Source organism: Arthrobacter sp. D3-18, from assembly GCF_054408525.1.
The window spans coordinates 4,339,395-4,357,778 of record NZ_CP096440.1; the positions used below are offsets into that span (position 1 = coordinate 4,339,395).

Consider the following 18,384-nt stretch of genomic DNA (forward strand, 5'->3'; position numbering starts at 1 on the left):
GGCGCAACATGAACGCGACAGAGATGGTGGTCCTCCTTGACGACGCCGGGGCGCCCATTGGCGAGGCTCCCAAGGCAGGAGTTCACACACTGGATACGCCCCTCCACCTCGCCTTTTCCTGCTACCTGCTCAACGACGCCGGAGAACTTCTCCTGACCCGCCGTTCACCCGAGAAGAAGACGTGGCCCGGAGTGTGGACCAACAGCTTCTGCGGGCACCCCGGTCCGGGTGAAGAGTTCGAGGATGCTGTCCTGAGGCGTGCCCAGTTCGAACTCGGGGTGGACGCCACCAGGATCGAACTGGTCCTCCCCCACTTCCGATACAGGGCAGTAGATCCAACGGGCATAGTGGAAAACGAAATTTGCCCTGTCTACATAGCCCGCATCACCGGGGCGTTGAAGCCGAATCCCGCCGAGGTAGCGGACTGGGCCTGGATCGCACCCGCGCTGCTGGCCGATGCTTTGGAACACACGCCGTCCGCTTTCAGCCCGTGGCTCGGGCTTCAATTTCCGGAGCTCCTCAAGGCGAACGCTTTGCCACTGCAAGCTGGAGCTGAAGCATGACCATCACCTCGAGTGGCGTTCGCGGGCGCACCGACCTTTGCACGGCGATCGAGAACGAGCTGAGCGGACTCATCGGCAAGCGGGCAAGTGCGGCAACTGCCTATGGCCCGGACTTCGCCAGGCTGTGGGCGCTCGCAGGCCAGAACGTCCTGGGCGGCAAGTTCGTCCGGCCACTGCTGCTCATGGAAACGTACGACGCGCTCTGCCAGCGGCATCAACAGTACGACTCTGCAGACTCACGTCAGCGCGAGACCGCCATCAGTATCGCCGCCGCCATTGAACTCCTGCACTACGCCTTCCTGCTGCATGATGACGTGATCGACGGCGACCTCGTCCGACGCGGGCACCCCAACCTGATCGGTTCCCTCCTCGCGGAAGCCTCCGCAACCGCCCGCACGGATGGATGTGAGGGCGTGGATGGACGTGAGGGCGCTGACGGCGCGGACGGCGCTCGTGGAACCCGCGCCGGGAGCAGCTTCCACTGGGCCCAAACCGGCGGGATACTCATGGGCGACATGCTCTTGGCGGCTACGCACCAGTCCTTCGCCCGGGCGGATCTCCCACATGAGATCCGCCTGCGGCTCCTCGACCTCCTGGAACACACCATCAATGAGACAGTGGCCGGCGAACAACTGGATGTGGGCCTCGGTGACGGCGTCATAGCCCCGGACCTCCAGACCATCCTGGTGATGTGCGGCTACAAAACCGCCACTTACACCTTCGAGCTCCCGCTGCGTGCCGCCGCTACGCTGGCCGGTGCCGACTTCGCCGTCGAGAATTCGCTCGCAACAGCCGGCAGGCACCTTGGGCTCGCCTTCCAACTCCAGGACGACCTCCTGTCAACTTTCGGGGATCCTCGCCGCCACGGCAAGGATCCCTTTTCGGACCTCCGCGAGGGCAAGGAGACGGCCATCATCGCCCATGCACGGACCACACATGCATGGCCGGACATCGAACCCTTCTTCGGCATGCCTGAGCTCAGCGTCGGCGAAGGCGAGCACGTCCGCCTGCACCTTAGCGATTGCGGCGCAGAGGCATTCGTCCAAGGTCTCATCGAGGAACAAATGCAGGCATTCAACAGTCAGCTGACCACCACCATCCCGGCAAGCGTACGCAATGTCCTGCTTGACCTCGCGGGACAGCTTGAAGGGCGGCAATCATGAGCGTGGCCACGGATACCTCATTGACGCATTTCACCCGGACCGCGGAGCGCGCCGCCAATCAGGTCATCTCCGCATACTCCACCTCGTTCGGCTTGGCGTGCAGGCTGCTGGGATCCAGGCACCGCCAGCACGTCCGCAACATCTACGCCCTGGTAAGGGTGGCCGACGAACTCGTGGACGGTGTGACGGCGGAGGCCGGCCTGAGCTATCAGGAGCAGTGCGACGCCCTCACCCACTTCGTCGACGAGACGCACCGGGCAGTCATGCTCGGCTACAGCAGCGACCTCATCATCCATGCCTTCGCCCAGACAGCCCGAACCGCCGGGATCGACGACTCGCTCATCGACCCGTTCTTTGACTCCATGCGTATGGACCTCGGCGAGCGCACTGACTTCCTGGAGCGAAATGCCGCCCCACCCGCGCCCCTCCGTTTCGACGCGGATGCCCACGACGGCTACGTCCACGGTTCCGCCGAGGTAGTGGGGCTGATGTGCCTGCGCGTCTTCATGCGGGATGAGAACATCGACGACGGCGACGCTGCAGCTTTGGAGCATGGAGCCAGCAGGTTGGGTGCTGCTTTCCAAAACATCAACTTCCTCCGGGACCTTGCGGACGACACCACCCGGCTGGGACGCAGCTACCTTGGCACCTCGGACCACCTCGAGGACCGCGACCGCATGGGTTGGGTCAGCACCATCCGGGCGCAGTTGGCTGATGCCAACGCCGTCATCCCCATGCTGCCGCGCGATGCCCGCGCCGCTGTCCGGAGCGCGCTGGCACTATTCCAAGCGCTCACGGACAGAATCGAACAGGCCACGGTGGACGAGCTCTACCGTTCCCGGGTCCGTGTACCGGATCCCGTGAAAGCCGGGCTCGCCGCCCGCGCCGTCGCCTCAACCTGGATGGAGCTGCACCGATGACCCGGACAGTAGTGATCGGCGGTGGCATTGCTGGGCTTGCCACCGCCGCACTCCTCGCCCACGAAGGACACGAGGTCCAGCTCCTCGAACAACGTGATCAGGTGGGCGGCCGTGCCGGCAGCCTCGAGCGGGATGGCTTCCGGTGGGACACCGGCCCTTCCTGGTATCTGATGCCCGGCGTCTTCGACCACTTCTTCGATCTGCTCGGCACCAGCACCGCTGAACAGTTGGATCTCCGCACGCTCAACCCTGCGTACCGCATCTTCAGCGAACCAAATCACGACGGCGTGCGGCCCGAGCCGCTGACCGTCCCGCTTGGCAGCGAGAAGGTTTTGGCGACCTTTGAACGCGTGGAGCCCGGGAGCTCCAAACAGCTCAAGTCCTATCTCGCTTCCGCGCGGCACACTACGGAAATGGCCGAAAGGTTCTTCCTTTACAACCCGTTCACCAAGCTTCAGGCGCTACTTCATCCAGAAGTTGTGCGCAGCCTTCCCAAACTCGCGCAGCTGCTCCTGACGCCCCTCGATAGATACGTGTCCCAACGGTTCCAACATCCAGTGCTCCGGCAGGTTCTTGGCTACCCGGCAGTTTTCCTGGGCACCAACCCTTCCGATGCGCCGGCCATGTACCACCTGATGAGTGCTTTGGACCTAGGGGACGGCGTGCAGTACCCAATGGGCGGCTTTTGGGCCCTCGTGGAGCGCCTCGAAGCACTGGCGCTCGACGCCGGGGTCAGGATCCATACAGGGGCAGAAGCCCTCAAGATCACCACCCGCGAAGCCACCCACACCAAGAAACTGGGGCGCTTTGACGGCCTGAACCTCCCCGCCGGCCTCACAGGCAAGGACAGCCGGGAAGTCACCGGCGTCAAGTGGCGCGATCGCTCAGGAGCAGAGCACTACAGCGTTGCCGACCAAGTGGTCTCCGGCGCCGACCTGCACCACACCGAAACCCAGCTCCTGGGCGTCAGGGACCGGAGCTACAACAAAAAGTACTGGCAGAGCCGCACCAGTGGGCCCGGAGCAGTGCTGGTGATGCTGGGGGTGAAGGGTTCGCTGCCGGACCTTCCCCACCACTCCTTGTTCTTCACCCGCGATTGGGCGGCAAACTTCGCCTCAATCTTTGGTGAAGCACCGAGCATCCCTGATCCTGCCTCTATTTACGTCTGCAAACCCAGTGCTACCGACGCCGGTGTCGCGCCACAGGACCACGAGAACCTTTTTGTCCTGGTTCCCATCCCTGCCGACCCATCCCTGGGAGCGGGTGGGCCTGACGGCAACGGCGATGTGCTGATCGAGCGGACTGCCGACGCCGCAATCGACCAGATCGCCCAATGGGCCAACATTCCGGATCTCCGCGAACGTATGGTGGTCCGCCACACCATCGGCCCGGCCGACTTCGCACGCGATTACAACTCGTGGCGCGGCGGCATGCTTGGCCCCGCACACACCCTCCGGCAAAGCGCGATGTTCCGGGCCCAGAACTCGTCCAAACGTGTTCGCGGCCTGTACTACGCGGGCGCCACCACTGCACCGGGTGTCGGTGTGCCCATGTGCCTCATCAGCGCCGAGCTGGTGTTGAAGCGAATCCGCGGCGATCACAGCTCTGGCCCTACCACTGTGAGGCCTGTAGCTAGCAGGATTGGCTGATGGGTGCTCTCTACTTGGTCTCGTTGCTGCTGGGCATTAGTTGCATGCTCCTGCTCGACCACCGCTTCCGTCTGTTCTTCTGGCGGGACGCAAAAGCAGCGGCAATCGTGACCGCCGTCGGGCTCTTGTTCCTTCTAGCGTGGGACCTGGCCGGAATCGGATTGGGGATCTTCCTGCGAGGGGAAGGCACCATCGCCACCGGGTTACTGCTCGCGCCGGAGCTGCCCATTGAAGAACCTGTGTTCCTGGTCTTCCTGGTGCTGTGCACGATGGTCCTTTACACGGGCGCGCGGCGGCTGCTTGACCGGAAGCCGGTCACGCACAGCGAGAAAGAGCGGGAGACCGTATGACGTATCTCTGGCTCGCGCTCGCCTTCATCTCCACGGCAGCCGTTGCCGGCGTGATCTTTGCTCGTCGAGGTGCCATGCGCGGCGAGGCCGGCAAGCATTGGAAGGCAGTGGGCCTCGCGTTCGCTGCGCTGGCCGTCCTGACAGCCGTTTTCGATTCCGTCATGATCGGGATGGAACTCTTCCACTACGACGCGGCGCACATCCTCGGCGTAAAAATTGGCCTGGCCCCTATCGAGGATTTCGCTTATCCGCTGGCGGGTGTTGTGGCGTTGCCCGGCTTGTGGATGTGGCTGACGCGGAAGCGTAAAGGGTCCAGTTCCGGTTCATCCAATCTCAAAGGCCTCGTCCCCCAGGCCCTGCTCGCGTCCCGGCCCGTCAGTTGGATCAACACCGCCTACCCTTTTGCCGCGGCCATGCTCTTGACCACCCGGGAGATCGACTGGGTTCTGATCATTGGCACGTTTTACTTCCTGATTCCGTACAACCTGGCCATGTACGGCATCAATGACGTCTTTGATTATGACTCGGATCTCAAGAATCCACGCAAAGGCGGCATCGAAGGCGCGCTCCTCCAACCGCACCTTCACAGGCCCATGCTGTGGCTCGCGGCGATCACCAACGTTCCGTTCCTGCTGGTGTTGGCGTTGGCGGGCGGGCCTGCCGCATGGATCAGCCTGGCCGTAAGTACATTCGCAGTGGTGGCATACTCGGTGGCCGGACTTCGCTTCAAGGAACGGCCCGTCTTGGACTCGCTGACGTCGAGCACGCACTTCGTGAGTCCCGCCGTCGTCGGGTTGGCGCTGGCTGGCGCTGACGTGACGCCGGGGCTGCTGATCCTGCTGGCCGCGTTTTTCCTGTGGGGAATGGCCGCACACGCCTTCGGCGCCGTTCAGGACATTGAACCCGACCGGCAAGCCGGTATTGGCTCCATAGCAACCGTCATCGGTGCCCGCCGGACGGTGAGGCTCGCCGTCGGACTCTGGCTTGTTGCCGGCCTCGCGATGCTGGCCACGCCATGGCCCGGCCCGCTGGCAGCGATCATCGCCATCCCCTACATCGTCAACTGCGCGCCTTACTGGAACGTCACGGATACGACGGCGGCACGCACCAATGTGGCATGGCGGCGGTTCATCTGGCTCAACTACTTTTCAGGATTCCTGGTGACTCTCATATTTATCCTGCAGTGGAGCCTCACGTCATGAAGGCGGCGTGTGTTCGGGGGCCTCAGGTTTCGCAGGATCTTCATCGATGGTGTCCAATGCTTCGCGCATGTGCTGCAGGAAGTTCACCACCACCTGCGACTCGTCAGGGCTCAAGGCGCACGCTGCGTCCAGCATTCGGCGGTGCATTCCGCCCAAGGTGTGCCGCACTTCCTGGTCCGAGCCCGGAGTGGCCTTCAGGATCAATGCCCGACGATCAGTGGGGTGGGGTTCGCGGCGAATGTGGCCGGACTCCACCAAACGGTCGATCAGCGTGGTCATGGATGCCGACGTTATGCCGAGTTTGTCGCCCAAGTCCTTCGGCTTCATCACTTTGCCCGCGGCCTCGGCTTCGAAGAGATAGCGCAGGGCCAGCAAATCCTTCTCGCCCATCCCCATGGACGAGCGGGTCCTGCGACGCATCGCTTGCTCGGAGGCGCGGTAATCCCGCAAGGCGTTCAGGACATCAATGGCTATGGCCTTCTGACCTGGGTCTTTCCCGTACCAATAGCCCTTTGCGTGGCCTTCCGAGTCCATCCCATATTCCTTCGATAAGCGTAAAGCTCGTGTCACTAGCATTTTGATACTAGGTCACGTACCTCGTGAATGCATGACACCGAACATCCCACACGGAAAGAGGCTCGGCAAATGGCAATCCAAAGCTCAGATCTTTTGCGGCAGATCACGGTCACCGTGAGCCTGGTGGTCTGCATCGTTGGTTCGATGATCGGCGTTGGCGTCTTCGGTGGGACACCAATTGCGCAGGCAGCTGGTGGCGCTTTGGCCGCCGATTCAACCCTTTTGGCTCCCGCGACTCCCGCTTTCTCCATCTGGTCTGTGGTTTACGCCGGACTTGCCGCTTTCACGGTATGGCAATGGCTGCCGTCCCAGCGTTCCAGCATGCGGCAACGGTCGCTTGGATGGATCGTCGCCGTGTCCATGATCCTCAATGCGGTGTGGATTTTGTCCGTGCAGGCTGGCTGGCTCTTGCTCAGCGTCCTGGTGATCCTGGCATTGCTGGTGACCCTTGTGCTGGCTTTCCTGCGCTACAGCCAGAGCCGGGCCGGGTCCTGGGTTGAGGCGGTGGTTGTTGATGGGACCTTGGGCTTGTACTTGGGCTGGACCAGTGTGGCCGTGTGCGCCAACATCGCCGCTGCTTTGAAAGCATCTGGCTTTGGGGGCTTCGGGCTGCGTCCGGAAGTCTGGTCCGTCGCCGTTCTGGTGGTGGTCGCTGTGGTGGGCATTGCCTTGGCGATCAAGGGCCACGGGCGGCTCGCCCTGGCTGCCGCCATCGCGTGGGGCCTCGTGTGGATTACGGTCGGCCGCAGCGCCAACTCACCGGAATCATTCCCGACGGCGATCGCCGCGGCTGTTGCTGCTGCCCTGGTCCTCGGTGCTGCAATCACAGTGCGGACACGGGCGGCGCTGGCACGTCGCTAGCGTTTGCCTGCTGGCTGGCTACGAAACCCGCACTAGTTCGCTGCGCGAGCCGCAGAGCGGTGGGCCATACGGACAGGGGCGGGATTGCACGTCGCTAGCGCGTAGCCGCTGGCCGGCTACGAAACCCGCACTAGTTCGCTGCGCGACCCGCAGAGCGGTGGGCCATACGGAAAGGGGTGGGATTGCACGTCGCTAGCGTGGCCGCTGGCCGGCTACGAAACCCGCACTAGTTCGCTGCGCGAGCCGCAGAGCGGTGAGCCACGCGGACAGGGGTGGGATTCGGGGTGTGCTGGGTTCGGGGTGGTTGGTTCTGGTGTGCTGGGTTCGGGGCTGGTTGGTTCTGGTTGGTTTTCCACATAGGAGGATTGCGGTCTTATTGCGTTCTCTGGTGGCTGGAAGAGTGGGGGCATGGAGCAACTGCGGGAGGGCGAGGCGATTGATGCAGTCGTGCTTCGTCGCGATCCGGAGGGCTCTCCGTATGGGCCCCGGGTTTCCGATGTCCTCTCGCTCCTGAACACTGTCCGCTTGGGCGCCGATAGTGCCGGGCTGATCGAGCAAATCCGGGGGTTGGAGAACCTGAAATCGGCAATTTCCGCTGTGCACGCACGGGCGGCTGTGGCTTTCGATCTCGCCCAGCGCCGGGAGCAGGAAGCAGCCGGGGTCCCTGCGTCCGACCGTGGCCAGGGCGTGAGTTCTCAGGTGGCGTTGGCGAGGCGGGAGTCACCGAACCGCGGGTCCCGGCTCCTTGGTTTGGCGAAGGCCCTCGTGATGGAGATGCCACGGACTTTGGCTGCATTGGAGACGGGCCAGTTGAATGAATGGCGGGCCACGCTGCTGGTAAAAGAGACCGCGTGCCTCTCTGTTGAGGACCGGTGTGCGGTGGATGAAGAGCTCGCCGCCGATACCGGGACCTTCGATGGTGCCGGGGATAAGGTGATCCTTGCGGCGGCGAAAGCTGCCGCGTATCGGCGGGATCCCCGGTCCGTGGTCGGGCGTGCCAGCCGGGCCGCCGCCGAACGGACCATGAGCCTGCGCCCGGCGCCGGACGCCATGACCTACCTGACCGCCCTGCTGCCCGTCGCCCAAGGCGTAGCCGTCTACGCAGCCCTGAGCCGGGCGGCTGATTCGGCCCGTTCCAGCGGTGATCCAAAATCCGCGGGGTCTGTTAGGGGCGCGGGGGTTGTCGGGGGCGCGGGGTCTGTTAGAGGCGCGGGGTCTGTCGGGGTTGTCCGGAACCGTGGCCAGGTCATGGCCGACACCCTGGTCGAACGCGTCACCGGCACACCCGGCGGGGTCTCGGGGATCAACCTGGACCTCGTCATGACCGACCGCACCCTCTTCCAAGGCGACAGCGAACCAGCCCGGCTTCAGGGCTACGGAATCGTCCCGGCCGAATGGGCAAGAACCCTCGTTAATGAGGAGCAAACAGGCCAAGAGCAAACGACAACGCCGGATACAGAGTTCACTGTCTGGCTCCGCCGGCTCTACACCGCGCCGGGCACGGGCGAGCTGCTGAGCATGGACTCCAAAGCACGGCTCTTCCCTGGCCGTATGCGGCGCTTCATCGAAACCCGCGACGACATCTGCCGCACCCCTTACTGCGACGCGCCCATCCGGCACATCGATCACATCGTCCCGTGGCACTCAGGCGGAACCACCACCCTGACCAACGGAGCAGGGCTGTGCGAAGCCTGCAACCACACCAAAGAAAACCCGGGATGGACCGCCAGAACCACCTCAGGCACCGGGCCTTCCGGAGTTACAAACGCTGGCATCGGGCTTAGCGGGAGTACGGACAGCACGAACACCAGGGAGGTGCACACCATCGAAGTCTGCACTCCCACCGGTCACAGCTACCGGTCCAGACCCCCACCCCTCCCGGGACATCGGGTTGGGCCAACGAAACCGTCGCCTACAACACTTCCCCAGTCAGCCTGAACTCAGCACCCGTGAAGCCTTGCACCCTACACACGCAAACGGGCGGACCGCCCAGCTGTCCGCCCGTCTGGTGTCATCAGGCCCTTAGGAGCGCATTGCGTTTACCTTCCGGTCACGGATCCCGTGCGGGTGTTGGTGGTCCGTCGGCTAAGCGCCAGGCCGAGCGCCAGCATGCCCACTCCCAAGATGAGGTGAAGCCAGTTGTCGGCGTTGTTGACCGGCACGAAGTTCGCGCTGGATTCCTGATCGATGACCAGACCGTAGATCCAAAGCACCAGGTACACAGCGCCACCACCAATAAGGTAGTTGCGTGCCTGTCCTGGCGTACGGGCCATCAGGATTCCTACCACACCAAAGAGCAGGTGCACGATGTTATGCAGGATCGAAACTTGGAAAATTCCCAACAAGAGTGCGTCGGAATCATGTCCTGCGAACGACAATGACTCGTAATTCGAAGTGATTCCAGGGATGAATCCCAGCACTCCAACGAGGAGGAATACTGCTCCCACGATTTGTGCTGCTCGTTGGATGGTTGATCGGGTTCCGGCGGGGCTATTGGTGGATGTCATGAGTTCTCCTCTATTGGCAAACGGCTCAAGATCCTGGTTGTCGTGACCGGAACCGTCTGCTCAATCCCAGTCAACCTGAAAATATCATAAGGCTGCTTAGTATAAAAGGAATCAAGCTCACTGCAGGTGGGATAGTTTGCAACGGCATCCGACATCCGGACCGCTGAAATACTGCTACGGTGCGCAGGCGTCCTTGAGGGCCTGAACCGACTCGGCCGGCACCTCGTCTCCGGCTTCCGCGATCTGGTTCAACGGCGTCGTGATTTCAGCGGGAACGCCGGCAGCACCGGCGGCCGAGACCAAGCCGGCAAGCAACTGCTTGTCCTGAACGCTGACCAAGCCGTCCTGGACTACAGCGCAGACCTGCTTGGTCACTTCATCGGCGGCGGCCGTAGCCACCTTCGATGCGGCGCCGCTGGCTGCGTTTGTAGCTGCTTCCTCCACGGCTCCGCAGCCGACGAGCAGCAGCAACAGGGGGACGGCGGTCAGGGCAGCAAGGCGACGGGTCATGAGTCCAGCCTAGCAATCGGACGCGATGAGCTCCTTGACGGGACCTTCGTGCAAGGCCAGATAGACGTCGTCGCGGATCCGGTTAGCTTCAGGATCGGTCATCGTGCGGCCAAGAGGGCGCAGTACCAGCCGAATCAGGGCGTTGGCCTGCCCGGCAAGAATGTGAAGACGTTCTCGAGCCGCTGGCGGCAACTGGCTGTAGGTAGTCAAGGCCAGCAGCTCAACGCTTTCCAAGTCCTCGGCTCGGCCAGCCAAGGCTGACCGGACCTTGTCGCCAAGCAATTCAGCGTCTGCGTCCTCCCCAATCACAATGGAAAGATCCCTGCTGATAGGAGGCAATTGGGACACAGGTTTCCAGGGGGACAGGTCAAGCATTTGCTGTGCAACCCGCAGGTCGGCAGACCTGAGCAACCTGATGTCCGGGATGCCCTTGCGAAGCATCAGGGCACGGTCCAGTCCCATCCCTAGAGCCAAGCCGGACCAGGTTCCGGGATCCAAACCTGCATCAAGGAAAAGTTGAGGCGCCATGAGTCCGCATTCGGCGAGCTCAAGCCAGTCACCATTCATGAGGACGTCGATCTGCAAGCCCTCTCGGGTGTAGGGATGGACGGCCGGAACGGCGCGCCATTCTGCGCCCGGAAGCACGGCATCCACCAGCGAGCTGATCATCTCCTGCAGGTGGCCTGAATCCAGCGACTTAATGGAGCAGACGCGCCACAAGTCCACCTGATGGGGCGTTCCAACGTGGGTGCGGTCGATGGAGTCGCGGCGATAGACCAGCCCGGAGATGGCCCAAAGCTCGTCCAACAACGCCTCCGGATCAAGCGAGCGCAATAGCGATGGAATGGACGCCGATGTGTGGCTGCGCAGCATCACGGTGGGGCTGACATAGCGGGAATACCTTTGGTCACGCGTGACGTCTGCGGGGCTGAAGCCCAGCCGATCGTAATTGTCGGCAACGCTGACCAATGGACTATGTCGAACTATTCGTTCGGGCACATTCCATTGCTCGCGCAGGGCGTGAAGCACGTCGTGCAGTAGGGATTGCATGGCGTGTGGGCCATGATCGGGATCCGAGAGATCCCTGATGCTCAGGGCGTCGTGAAGCTCTAAAGAGCTGAGATAAGTGGGCATTGCTGGTCCTTGGGTTGGAATGAATGGAGGCTTCCTCCCCCGACTCACTCCAGCGCCAGGACCTAGGCGCGCGCCAAACAGCCCTCGCGACCGGAGACCGGTCGGGGGCAAGTAAATCGACGCAATGAGAGCATGGGCCGACTATACCGCTGTCCCGGGCTGCAGGACAGCCGCATGCTCAGCCAGCCGGTACACCGATACGTGACTCCGGGACTCCGCCGTGAACTCACTACGGTCCCAGTCCGCCCACCTGGATTCCAGCTCGAATCCGGCCAACCGCGCCATGAGGTCGAGCTCGCTGGGCCAAATGTATCGGTGTGGGGTCCGCCTAAGCCGCGCCTCACGTCCATCTGAAATCTCCGGGCCAAAGTGCACGTGGTGAGAAATGACGTGTTGGCGAAGAACATCGTAGGTGTCCACCAGCAGGTACCCAGGCTGGCTCACCTCCACAGTTCCGCCGCGCCCAGGTGGCAGGGAACGCAATTGCGGCACCCAGAGCTCGATGACGAAACAGCCGCCAGGCGCAAGATGACGGGCTGCGTTCTCGAAACACGCGATTTGCTCGTCCTGGGTCAGGAGATTGGCGATGGTGTTGAACACCAGGAAGGCTAGCGAGAATTCTCCGGCGACACGCGCCTGGGCCATGTCGCCCTGAACCACGGATATCAGGTCCTCGCTTACCTTTTCGCGAAGGCGGGCGATCATCGCATGGGACAGTTCGATGCCACTGACAGGGACACCAGCCTCCGAAAGGGGGATGGCCACGCGACCAGTACCGATCGCGAATTCGACAGCAGGACCTCCCTCAGCAAGCCCGGAAAGTACCTCAACTGTGGGCCGCAGTACCTCGGGCGAGAACATACCATCACCAGGAGTGTCGTACTGGCCTGCGGCTTCGTCGTCCCAGAGCTGTTGCTGGTTGATCATGGTTCCACTATTGCACCCACCTATGCTTGACGGATGGGAGAAAAGCCAGTGGACCACGTGGCGTTGGCCGTCTGCATGATCGATATCTCGTCCGACATCCGGCGTAAGTCGCTCAACGAAACAGGCCTTCGCCCCATTTCGAACGGTGTACTGGAGATTCTCAGGGTCATCGAGAGCCACCCCGGAGTCACCGTTGCCGAGGTGGCCGCGCGCCTGGGCCGGCAACTGAGCAATGTAAGCGTCCAGTTGCGCGAGCTGGTGGCTGCCGGCCTGGTTACGCGAGTCAAGGATGCAGCAGACAAGCGGTACGTCTCCCTCCACCCCACAGACGAATCCAAACGCATTAAGTCACTCCTCGAGGGCGCATGGGCTGAGGCCCTCACAAAAGCCAGCGAACGCTTGCTCCCCGAAGAGCGTGAACAGATCGCGGCCAGCCTGCCCGCCTTGGAGCGGTTGGCTTCGTTCCTTGCGGAACCCGAAAAGGTGCCGGAACAGGTAACCGAACTGGCACAAACCCCACGACCAGAACAGCACTAGGACATAAGTCACTCCCTCACGGCTTACACGAGTCATCCAAAGTACTTATACTTTCATAAGTATTACTACTTAAAAGAATGGGTGACGCGTGGCATCACAACTACTCGAGACGTCGGACCCTTTGGGTCAAGGCGGCAAACAAGGTCAACATAATAAGAAGGGGATCGGCTGGCGCGCCCTCCCCTTCCTGGCCTTGGCCCAGTTCATGGTTGTCCTGGACGGCACCATCGTGAACCTGGCACTCCCCCGCCTCCAGATGGAAATGGGCATCAGCGACTCGACCCGGGCATGGGTGGTCACCGCCTACGCACTGGTCTTCGGCGCTTTCCTGCTGCTCGGCGGGCGCATCGCGGACTTCTGGGGCCGGAAGCGGACCTTCATCACAGCCTCGGCAGGCTTCGCCGTCGCATCCCTGATCGGTGGACTTGCGCAGCAGCCGTGGGAACTGATTGGAGCCCGAGCCCTGCAGGGTATCTTCGCAGCCCTACTCGCACCGGCGGCGCTGGCGCTTCTGACGGTTGCTTTCCCCGGAGGCAAGGACCGCGGCACCGCGTTTGCCATCTTTGGCTCCATTAGCGGGGTGGGCGCGGCGGCTGGAGTCTTACTCGGCGGCTTCCTCACCGAGTTCGTCTCTTGGCGCTGGTGCTTCTTCGTCAACGTCCCCATTGCCGTCATCGCCCTCGTTGGCGTCTGGGCTTTGGTGAGTGAAAGCAAAGCCGGCGGCTCCACCAAATACGACTGGCCCGGCGTCGTTCTTGCCGCGCTGGGGCTGGGCTCCCTGGTCTACGGCTTCGCCAACGCCGAGCACGGCTGGGGTGCTATCGAATCATGGGGTTTCATCACTGCAGGTGCGCTGCTGCTGGTACTGTTCGTCGCTGTCGAACGCAAAGTCAGGAATCCACTGCTGCCGCTGCGCGTCGCTACGGAACGCAACCGTGCAGCAGCGTTCCTGGCATCATTCCTGGCAGGAGCGGTGTTGATTGGCGGCATCCTGTTCATCAATTTCTATCTGCAGATCGTCCTCGGTTTCGCGCCGTTTGCCGCAGGAATCGCATCGCTACCCATGACGGTGGTCCTGATTGTCACCGCTGGCATCGTTGCGAAGAACCTACCCAAGTTGGGCGCGAGAATCCCCAGCGCCGTGGGCCCCGTCTTCATGGCCGCTGCCATGCTGTGGCTCACCCAGGTCACACCCGAGGGTACTTACGCCGTCAACATGCTTCCTGCACTGGTACTGATGGGCATCGGCCTCGGAATGGTCTTCGTCCCCATGCAGAACCTGGCCCTGTTCGGCGTGGACAAGGACGATGCCGGCGTCGCGAGCGCACTGGTTAACGCGTCACAACAGATCGGTGGCTCGCTGGGCATCGCGCTCTTCAGCGCCATTGCGGCCGCAGCCACAGCCGCAGTTGGTGGCGGGACACTGGCCGCCCTGACCTCGGGCTATTCACTGGTGTTCCTATGGGCGGCCGGCGTGGCGGTACTGATCGCCCCGATTGCCTTGCTCCTCATCAGGATCGACCGCAAGACCTTCAGCGGCGCGGAGGACACTCCCCACATCCACCTCGGATAGACGCAGAGGCGCCGCCACCCCGTACGGGGCGGCGGCGCTTTTCTGCTTTGAGCGGCGGAACTATAAATCACGACGGCGGTTAACTCGCGTAACGATTGACATGACATAACTCACATTCTGTAAGCTAATTTCATAGTCACGCAGCCGGCTTCCTTCGCACTCATCAGGGAGGTCCGCCTTGGCCCCCAATTCCCTCAAGTCAGAGATCCTCCTGGCCCATGGGGCCGCACCTTCCGCGGCCAGCATTGCTCGACGGAGAGCAGCCGCACACCATGGAAGCCACGGCGTGTCCAACAAACCCGATGCCCTTCTTGGAGCCATCGCCGTCAGGCAGTTGTTTCACCGCTGGCCTTTAGTGCCATCACGTGAACTGGAACGGATCCGCCATGTGCTCCTGCACTGCGACCAACTAGGCTCCCCCGACACCCACCACCTGTCCGAGCCGGCCCAAGCGCTGCTGGAGCTGATCAACTGCGAGTTGGAACGGCGTCGAAACGCCGCGGCTCCGCAAGGGACGCCAGGGGCAAAGACGCCCGTAGACGTTCCGGAACGGGGTGCCGCTTAGATGGCAGGCCACTTTGAGTTGTTCGAAGAATCCGGAGGTGATTGCCGCGTCCGGCTCGTCGATGGTGACGGGACGGAACTCGCTCTTTCCATCTGTTTCCACGACAAGGACTCCGCCGCCAAAGCCATCTACTCTCTACGGGAGATCGCGGCGAGTGGCCTGATAGAGGACCACACGTCGCGGGCATCCTGACGTTGCAGTTCGGGCTGAGGGTACAGTTCGCTCCTACCGGATAATGGGAAGGCCCGCCGTCGGAAAGACGCTGGGGAAGATCGACGGCGGCGGGACGGCTACGGTGTCCAAGGGCACCGTGACGGTTTCCGCGCCAACAGTGACGTCGTAACCCCGCACATCAATCCGCAACGGCTGGTCACTGTAGTCCTCGCCGGACACGAGCGTCAGTGCGATGGAACCCTGAGAGAGGTCCACGGCCAACAGGCGTCCCTGCACCTTGAGCCGGAAGGACAGGCCTTCCCACTCTGACGGAAGGCGAGGATCAAAGCGCAGCACCTCGCCCTGGTCGCGCATGCCTGCGAAACCGCATACCAAGGAGCTCCAGATACCACCAGTGGAGGCGATGTGGACGCCGTCGATGGTGTTGCCATGGGAGTTGTCGAGGTCGATGAACAGTGCCTCGGTAAAGTGCTTCAGCGCCACGTCGCCGTAACCAACCTCGGCCGCCATGATGCCCTGCACGCAGGCGGACAGGGTGGAGTCGCCCGTGGTGATGGGATCGTAGAAGTCGAAAGCGCGCTGCTTTTCCTCGGCCGTGAAGTCCTGCCACTGCAGGAACATGGCCAGCACGGTGTCAGCCTGCTTGAGGACCTGGTGCCGGTAGATCACCAAGGGGTGGAAGTTCAGCAGCAGCGGGTACTTGGACTTGGGTGTGTTCCAGTCCCACGGCTCCAGAGTCATGAAGTCGTTGTCCTGGCTGAAGACTTCCAGGTGGGGGTCGTACGGGAGCGACATCCGCTCGGCCGCCTGCCGCCACACCATGCGCTCGGTTTCGGCGATCCCCTCGTGTTCCAGCGCGGCGGCGGCCCGCAGATTGAAGCGCGCCATGACGTTGGTGTAGAGGTTGTCGTTGACTACGGCAGTGTACTCATCCGGGCCGGTGACACCGTGGATGTGGAACATTCCGTCCTTGCCGAAGAAGCCCAGCGAGGCCCACATCCGTGCTGTTTCAATCAGCAGGTCGGCGCCGAGTTCGCCGCGGAACGTATCATCGCCGCTGGCCCACTGGTATCGGTTGGCTGCGAAGGCGATGGCCGCGGCAATGTGGAACTGGGCAGTACCGGCTGCGTAGTAGGCACTCGCTTCGAGGCCGTTAATGGTCCGCCACGGGAACAGTGCACCGTCCACGCTGAGCTCCTTGGCCCGGACGCGCGCGTCCGGCAGCATCGCGTGCCGCGACTCCAGCACCTTCCGCGCTCCGCAGGGATTGGTGTAGGTCAGGTACGGAAGGAGGTAGACCTCCTGGTCCCAGAAGTAATGGCCCTCGTAACCGGAACCACTCACACCCTTGGCCGGGATACCCGCAACGCCGGCCCGGGCAGTGGCTTGTGCCAACTGGAACAAACCCCAGCGCACCGCCTGCTGCATTTCCGGCTGCCCGCCAATTGAGATGTCCGCCGTGGTCCAGTATTCGGCGTAGTGGGCCTTGCTCTGGGCCAGGATGTCGGAGAAGGACACCAGGTTCGCTTCGGCTTCGGCCGCGAGGCTTTCGCCACGGTCTTCGGCGTCAGAGGAGCCGGCAACCACGTAGCTGACCGACTTCTCCAAACGGAAAGTGTCGCCCTCGTGAATGGCCAAAACGTAGCGGACGGACGATTCGTCCTCCGCCACCAAGGTCTCGAAGGGCTGGCCTTCAGCCGAAATCCAGTGGTCAACGGCCATGGCGACGCGCTGGCGGGACTCGGACGTTTCCCATGCCAGGCGAAGCGAGCCGTCGGTACCCTGGAGGTGCAGCGGCAGCAAGACCCGGCCAGCGTGCCGGCCCGATCGACGGGGGTCGTGGACTGAGTGGTCCTCCACAGGCTGGTCCTGGCGGTTCACGACGCCGGAGGTGATGTCCGCGGATACGTCGCGGTCAGCTGTCAGCGACAGTTCCAAGCCAAGACATCCGCGGGAATCGAAGCCTACGGCGCGACGCTCCACCGTGGTGACGGTAGCGCCCGAGCGGCAGGCCCAGGTGATGCTTTCCTCGTAGACGCCTGTGGAAAAGTCCACGCTGCGGTGATAGTCCAGCACCGTGGATTCGGCAAGGCTCAGGGCTTCGCCATCAATGGAGACGGTGAAGTTGTTGGCGTCCGGCACGTAGACGATCCGCTGGCCGGTCCGGGCAAAACCATACGCGTTTTCGGCGTGCTTGATGTCCCAAATCTCATGGAAACCGTTGATGAACGTGCCGGGAAGCTCGCCGTCCCCGGCTGTTGAATGCGAGCCACGGATACCAAGGTGGCCGTTGCCAAGCGCGAATAGCGTTTCCAGCGTTCCCTCGTCACCGGGGACGTGGATATTCTCCACGAGCTTCCAGGGCTCGCAGGGGAAGCGAAGCCGATCGGAGCTGATGAGTGCCATGGGCTGTTGAAGTCCTTCGAAAAAAGTAGGGTCAGAGAAGATCGTTGAGGTCGTCCACCACCAGCGTGGCGCCGGCGTCGAGCAGGGTTTTCCGGCCTGCCCCGCGGTCCACGCCGATCACGGCGTAAAAGTCGGCTCCTGCACCGGCCTGCACGCCGGACACTGCGTCCTCAACCACGATGCATTCCTCCACGGGCACGCCCAGCAGGCTTGCTCCATAGACGTAGGTGGCCGGGTCCGGCTTACCGGGAAGTCCGACGCCGGCAGCAACCTGGCCGTCGACGACCACCTCAAAGTGGTGGTCGAGTCCGGCGGCCTTCAGTACCGCAGGCGCGTTGCGCGAGGAGGACACCACAGCCACCTTGAGACCCAGCTCTACTGCTGCGTTGATGAACTTGACCGAGCCCTCATACGGCTCAACGCCGCGGGAGTTCACGATCTCGTTGAATATCGCATTCTTGCGATTGCCCAGGCCTTGAACCGTCTCGTTGTCCGGGTGGTCATGAACCGGCCCTTCAGGCAGCGTGATGCCGCGGGACGTCAGGAAGTCACGGACGCCGTCGAAGCGAGGCTTGCCATCGATGTGATCGAAGTAGTCACTCTCCCGGTATCCCTGAGGGTGGCCCGTAGCGGCCAGGTAACCGTCGAAAAGTTCCTGCCACGCCTGCTCATGCACCACGGCAGTGGGCGTCAGCACGCCGTCGAGGTCGAACAACAGCGCCGAGGCGCCAGTCCAGGCATTACGAAGATCAGTCATGTGCATTGTT

At 62.6% G+C, this 18,384-nt stretch carries 19 protein-coding genes; 12 read left to right on the forward strand and 7 right to left on the reverse strand.

Annotated features, from left to right (window positions below):
• Window positions 1-8: 8 nt before the first annotated feature.
• Genes idi through M1D89_RS22360 form a run of 6 tightly spaced genes read left to right on the forward strand, consistent with a single transcriptional unit; the run spans window position 9 to window position 5,847 of the window.
• Window positions 9-563 carry an isopentenyl-diphosphate Delta-isomerase gene (gene idi, locus M1D89_RS22335; protein WP_498647074.1) on the forward strand — a complete coding sequence of 185 codons (555 nt, stop codon included), beginning with the start codon at window positions 9-11 and terminating at the stop codon, window positions 561-563.
• Window positions 560-1,726 (forward strand): polyprenyl synthetase family protein, encoded by a 1,167-nt coding sequence (locus M1D89_RS22340; protein WP_498647076.1) that lies wholly within the window; start codon window positions 560-562, stop codon window positions 1,724-1,726. Before idi ends, M1D89_RS22340 begins: the two co-directional genes overlap by 4 nt.
• The gene (locus tag M1D89_RS22345; protein WP_498647079.1) at window positions 1,723-2,646 is read left to right on the forward strand and encodes a phytoene/squalene synthase family protein; all 924 of its coding nucleotides are present in this window, start codon (window positions 1,723-1,725) and stop codon (window positions 2,644-2,646) included. The genes M1D89_RS22340 and M1D89_RS22345 overlap by 4 nt, the downstream gene beginning before the upstream one ends.
• Complete coding sequence (crtI, locus tag M1D89_RS22350) at window positions 2,643-4,295, forward strand: phytoene desaturase family protein (RefSeq protein WP_498647081.1); 1,653 nt, start codon at window positions 2,643-2,645, stop codon at window positions 4,293-4,295. The genes M1D89_RS22345 and crtI overlap by 4 nt, the downstream gene beginning before the upstream one ends.
• The gene (locus M1D89_RS22355; RefSeq protein WP_498647082.1) at window positions 4,295-4,645 is read left to right on the forward strand and encodes a lycopene cyclase domain-containing protein; all 351 of its coding nucleotides are present in this window, start codon (window positions 4,295-4,297) and stop codon (window positions 4,643-4,645) included. The genes crtI and M1D89_RS22355 overlap by 1 nt, the downstream gene beginning before the upstream one ends.
• The gene (locus tag M1D89_RS22360; protein ID WP_498647084.1) at window positions 4,642-5,847 is read left to right on the forward strand and encodes a prenyltransferase; all 1,206 of its coding nucleotides are present in this window, start codon (window positions 4,642-4,644) and stop codon (window positions 5,845-5,847) included. Before M1D89_RS22355 ends, M1D89_RS22360 begins: the two co-directional genes overlap by 4 nt.
• On the opposite strand, the gene M1D89_RS22365 is transcribed toward M1D89_RS22360, so the two are convergent.
• A complete protein-coding gene (locus M1D89_RS22365) occupies window positions 5,842-6,381 on the reverse strand; it encodes a MarR family winged helix-turn-helix transcriptional regulator (protein ID WP_498647087.1) in 540 nt (179 codons plus the stop codon). The two genes, M1D89_RS22360 and M1D89_RS22365, sit on opposite strands and share 6 nt — an antisense overlap.
• 111 nt (window positions 6,382-6,492) lie before the next feature.
• Here M1D89_RS22365 and M1D89_RS22370 point away from each other — a divergent pair, with 111 nt between their 5' ends.
• Window positions 6,493-7,284 carry a TspO-related membrane protein gene (locus M1D89_RS22370; RefSeq protein WP_498647089.1) on the forward strand — a complete coding sequence of 264 codons (792 nt, stop codon included), beginning with the start codon at window positions 6,493-6,495 and terminating at the stop codon, window positions 7,282-7,284.
• Between the two features lie 408 nt (window positions 7,285-7,692).
• Window positions 7,693-9,222 (forward strand): HNH endonuclease, encoded by a 1,530-nt coding sequence (locus M1D89_RS22375; protein ID WP_498647091.1) that lies wholly within the window; start codon window positions 7,693-7,695, stop codon window positions 9,220-9,222.
• 101 nt (window positions 9,223-9,323) lie between these two features.
• Here M1D89_RS22375 and M1D89_RS22380 read toward each other — a convergent pair whose 3' ends face one another.
• The 4 genes from M1D89_RS22380 to M1D89_RS22395 all read right to left on the reverse strand — a co-directional run bounded on the left by M1D89_RS22380 (window position 9,324) and on the right by M1D89_RS22395 (window position 12,362).
• Window positions 9,324-9,791, reverse strand: a complete 468-nt coding sequence (locus M1D89_RS22380; RefSeq protein WP_498647095.1) for a DUF4383 domain-containing protein — start codon at window positions 9,789-9,791, stop codon at window positions 9,324-9,326.
• Between the two features lie 174 nt (window positions 9,792-9,965).
• Window positions 9,966-10,301 carry a hypothetical protein gene (locus M1D89_RS22385; protein ID WP_498647097.1) on the reverse strand — a complete coding sequence of 112 codons (336 nt, stop codon included), beginning with the start codon at window positions 10,299-10,301 and terminating at the stop codon, window positions 9,966-9,968.
• Between the two features lie 9 nt (window positions 10,302-10,310).
• On the reverse strand, window positions 10,311-11,435 hold the full coding sequence (gene srmL / locus M1D89_RS22390; RefSeq protein WP_498647099.1) for a PheS-related mystery ligase SrmL: 1,125 nt from the start codon (window positions 11,433-11,435) through the stop codon (window positions 10,311-10,313).
• 141 nt (window positions 11,436-11,576) lie between these two features.
• Window positions 11,577-12,362, reverse strand: a complete 786-nt coding sequence (locus M1D89_RS22395) for a class I SAM-dependent DNA methyltransferase (protein WP_498647101.1) — start codon at window positions 12,360-12,362, stop codon at window positions 11,577-11,579.
• Window positions 12,363-12,395: 33 nt separating this feature from the next.
• Between M1D89_RS22395 and M1D89_RS22400 the strand changes: the two genes are divergently transcribed.
• From M1D89_RS22400 to M1D89_RS22415, 4 genes are all read left to right on the forward strand, one after another.
• Window positions 12,396-12,899, forward strand: a complete 504-nt coding sequence (locus M1D89_RS22400; RefSeq protein WP_498647103.1) for a MarR family winged helix-turn-helix transcriptional regulator — start codon at window positions 12,396-12,398, stop codon at window positions 12,897-12,899.
• An 88-nt stretch (window positions 12,900-12,987) separates the two neighbouring features.
• On the forward strand, window positions 12,988-14,472 hold the full coding sequence (locus M1D89_RS22405) for an MFS transporter (protein ID WP_498647105.1): 1,485 nt from the start codon (window positions 12,988-12,990) through the stop codon (window positions 14,470-14,472).
• Window positions 14,473-14,758: 286 nt separating this feature from the next.
• A complete protein-coding gene (locus tag M1D89_RS22410; protein ID WP_498647107.1) occupies window positions 14,759-15,037 on the forward strand; it encodes a hypothetical protein in 279 nt (92 codons plus the stop codon).
• On the forward strand, window positions 15,038-15,229 hold the full coding sequence (locus tag M1D89_RS22415; protein WP_402940782.1) for a YegP family protein: 192 nt from the start codon (window positions 15,038-15,040) through the stop codon (window positions 15,227-15,229).
• 33 nt (window positions 15,230-15,262) lie between these two features.
• Here M1D89_RS22415 and M1D89_RS22420 read toward each other — a convergent pair whose 3' ends face one another.
• Window positions 15,263-17,617, reverse strand: coding sequence for a glycoside hydrolase family 65 protein (locus M1D89_RS22420; RefSeq protein ID WP_498647109.1), 2,355 nt, complete (start codon window positions 17,615-17,617; stop codon window positions 15,263-15,265).
• A gap of 31 nt (window positions 17,618-17,648) precedes the next feature.
• Window positions 17,649-18,380: an HAD family hydrolase gene (locus M1D89_RS22425; protein WP_498647111.1), complete on the reverse strand. Its 732-nt coding sequence runs from the start codon at window positions 18,378-18,380 to the stop codon at window positions 17,649-17,651.
• Between the last annotated feature and the right edge of the window lie 4 nt (window positions 18,381-18,384).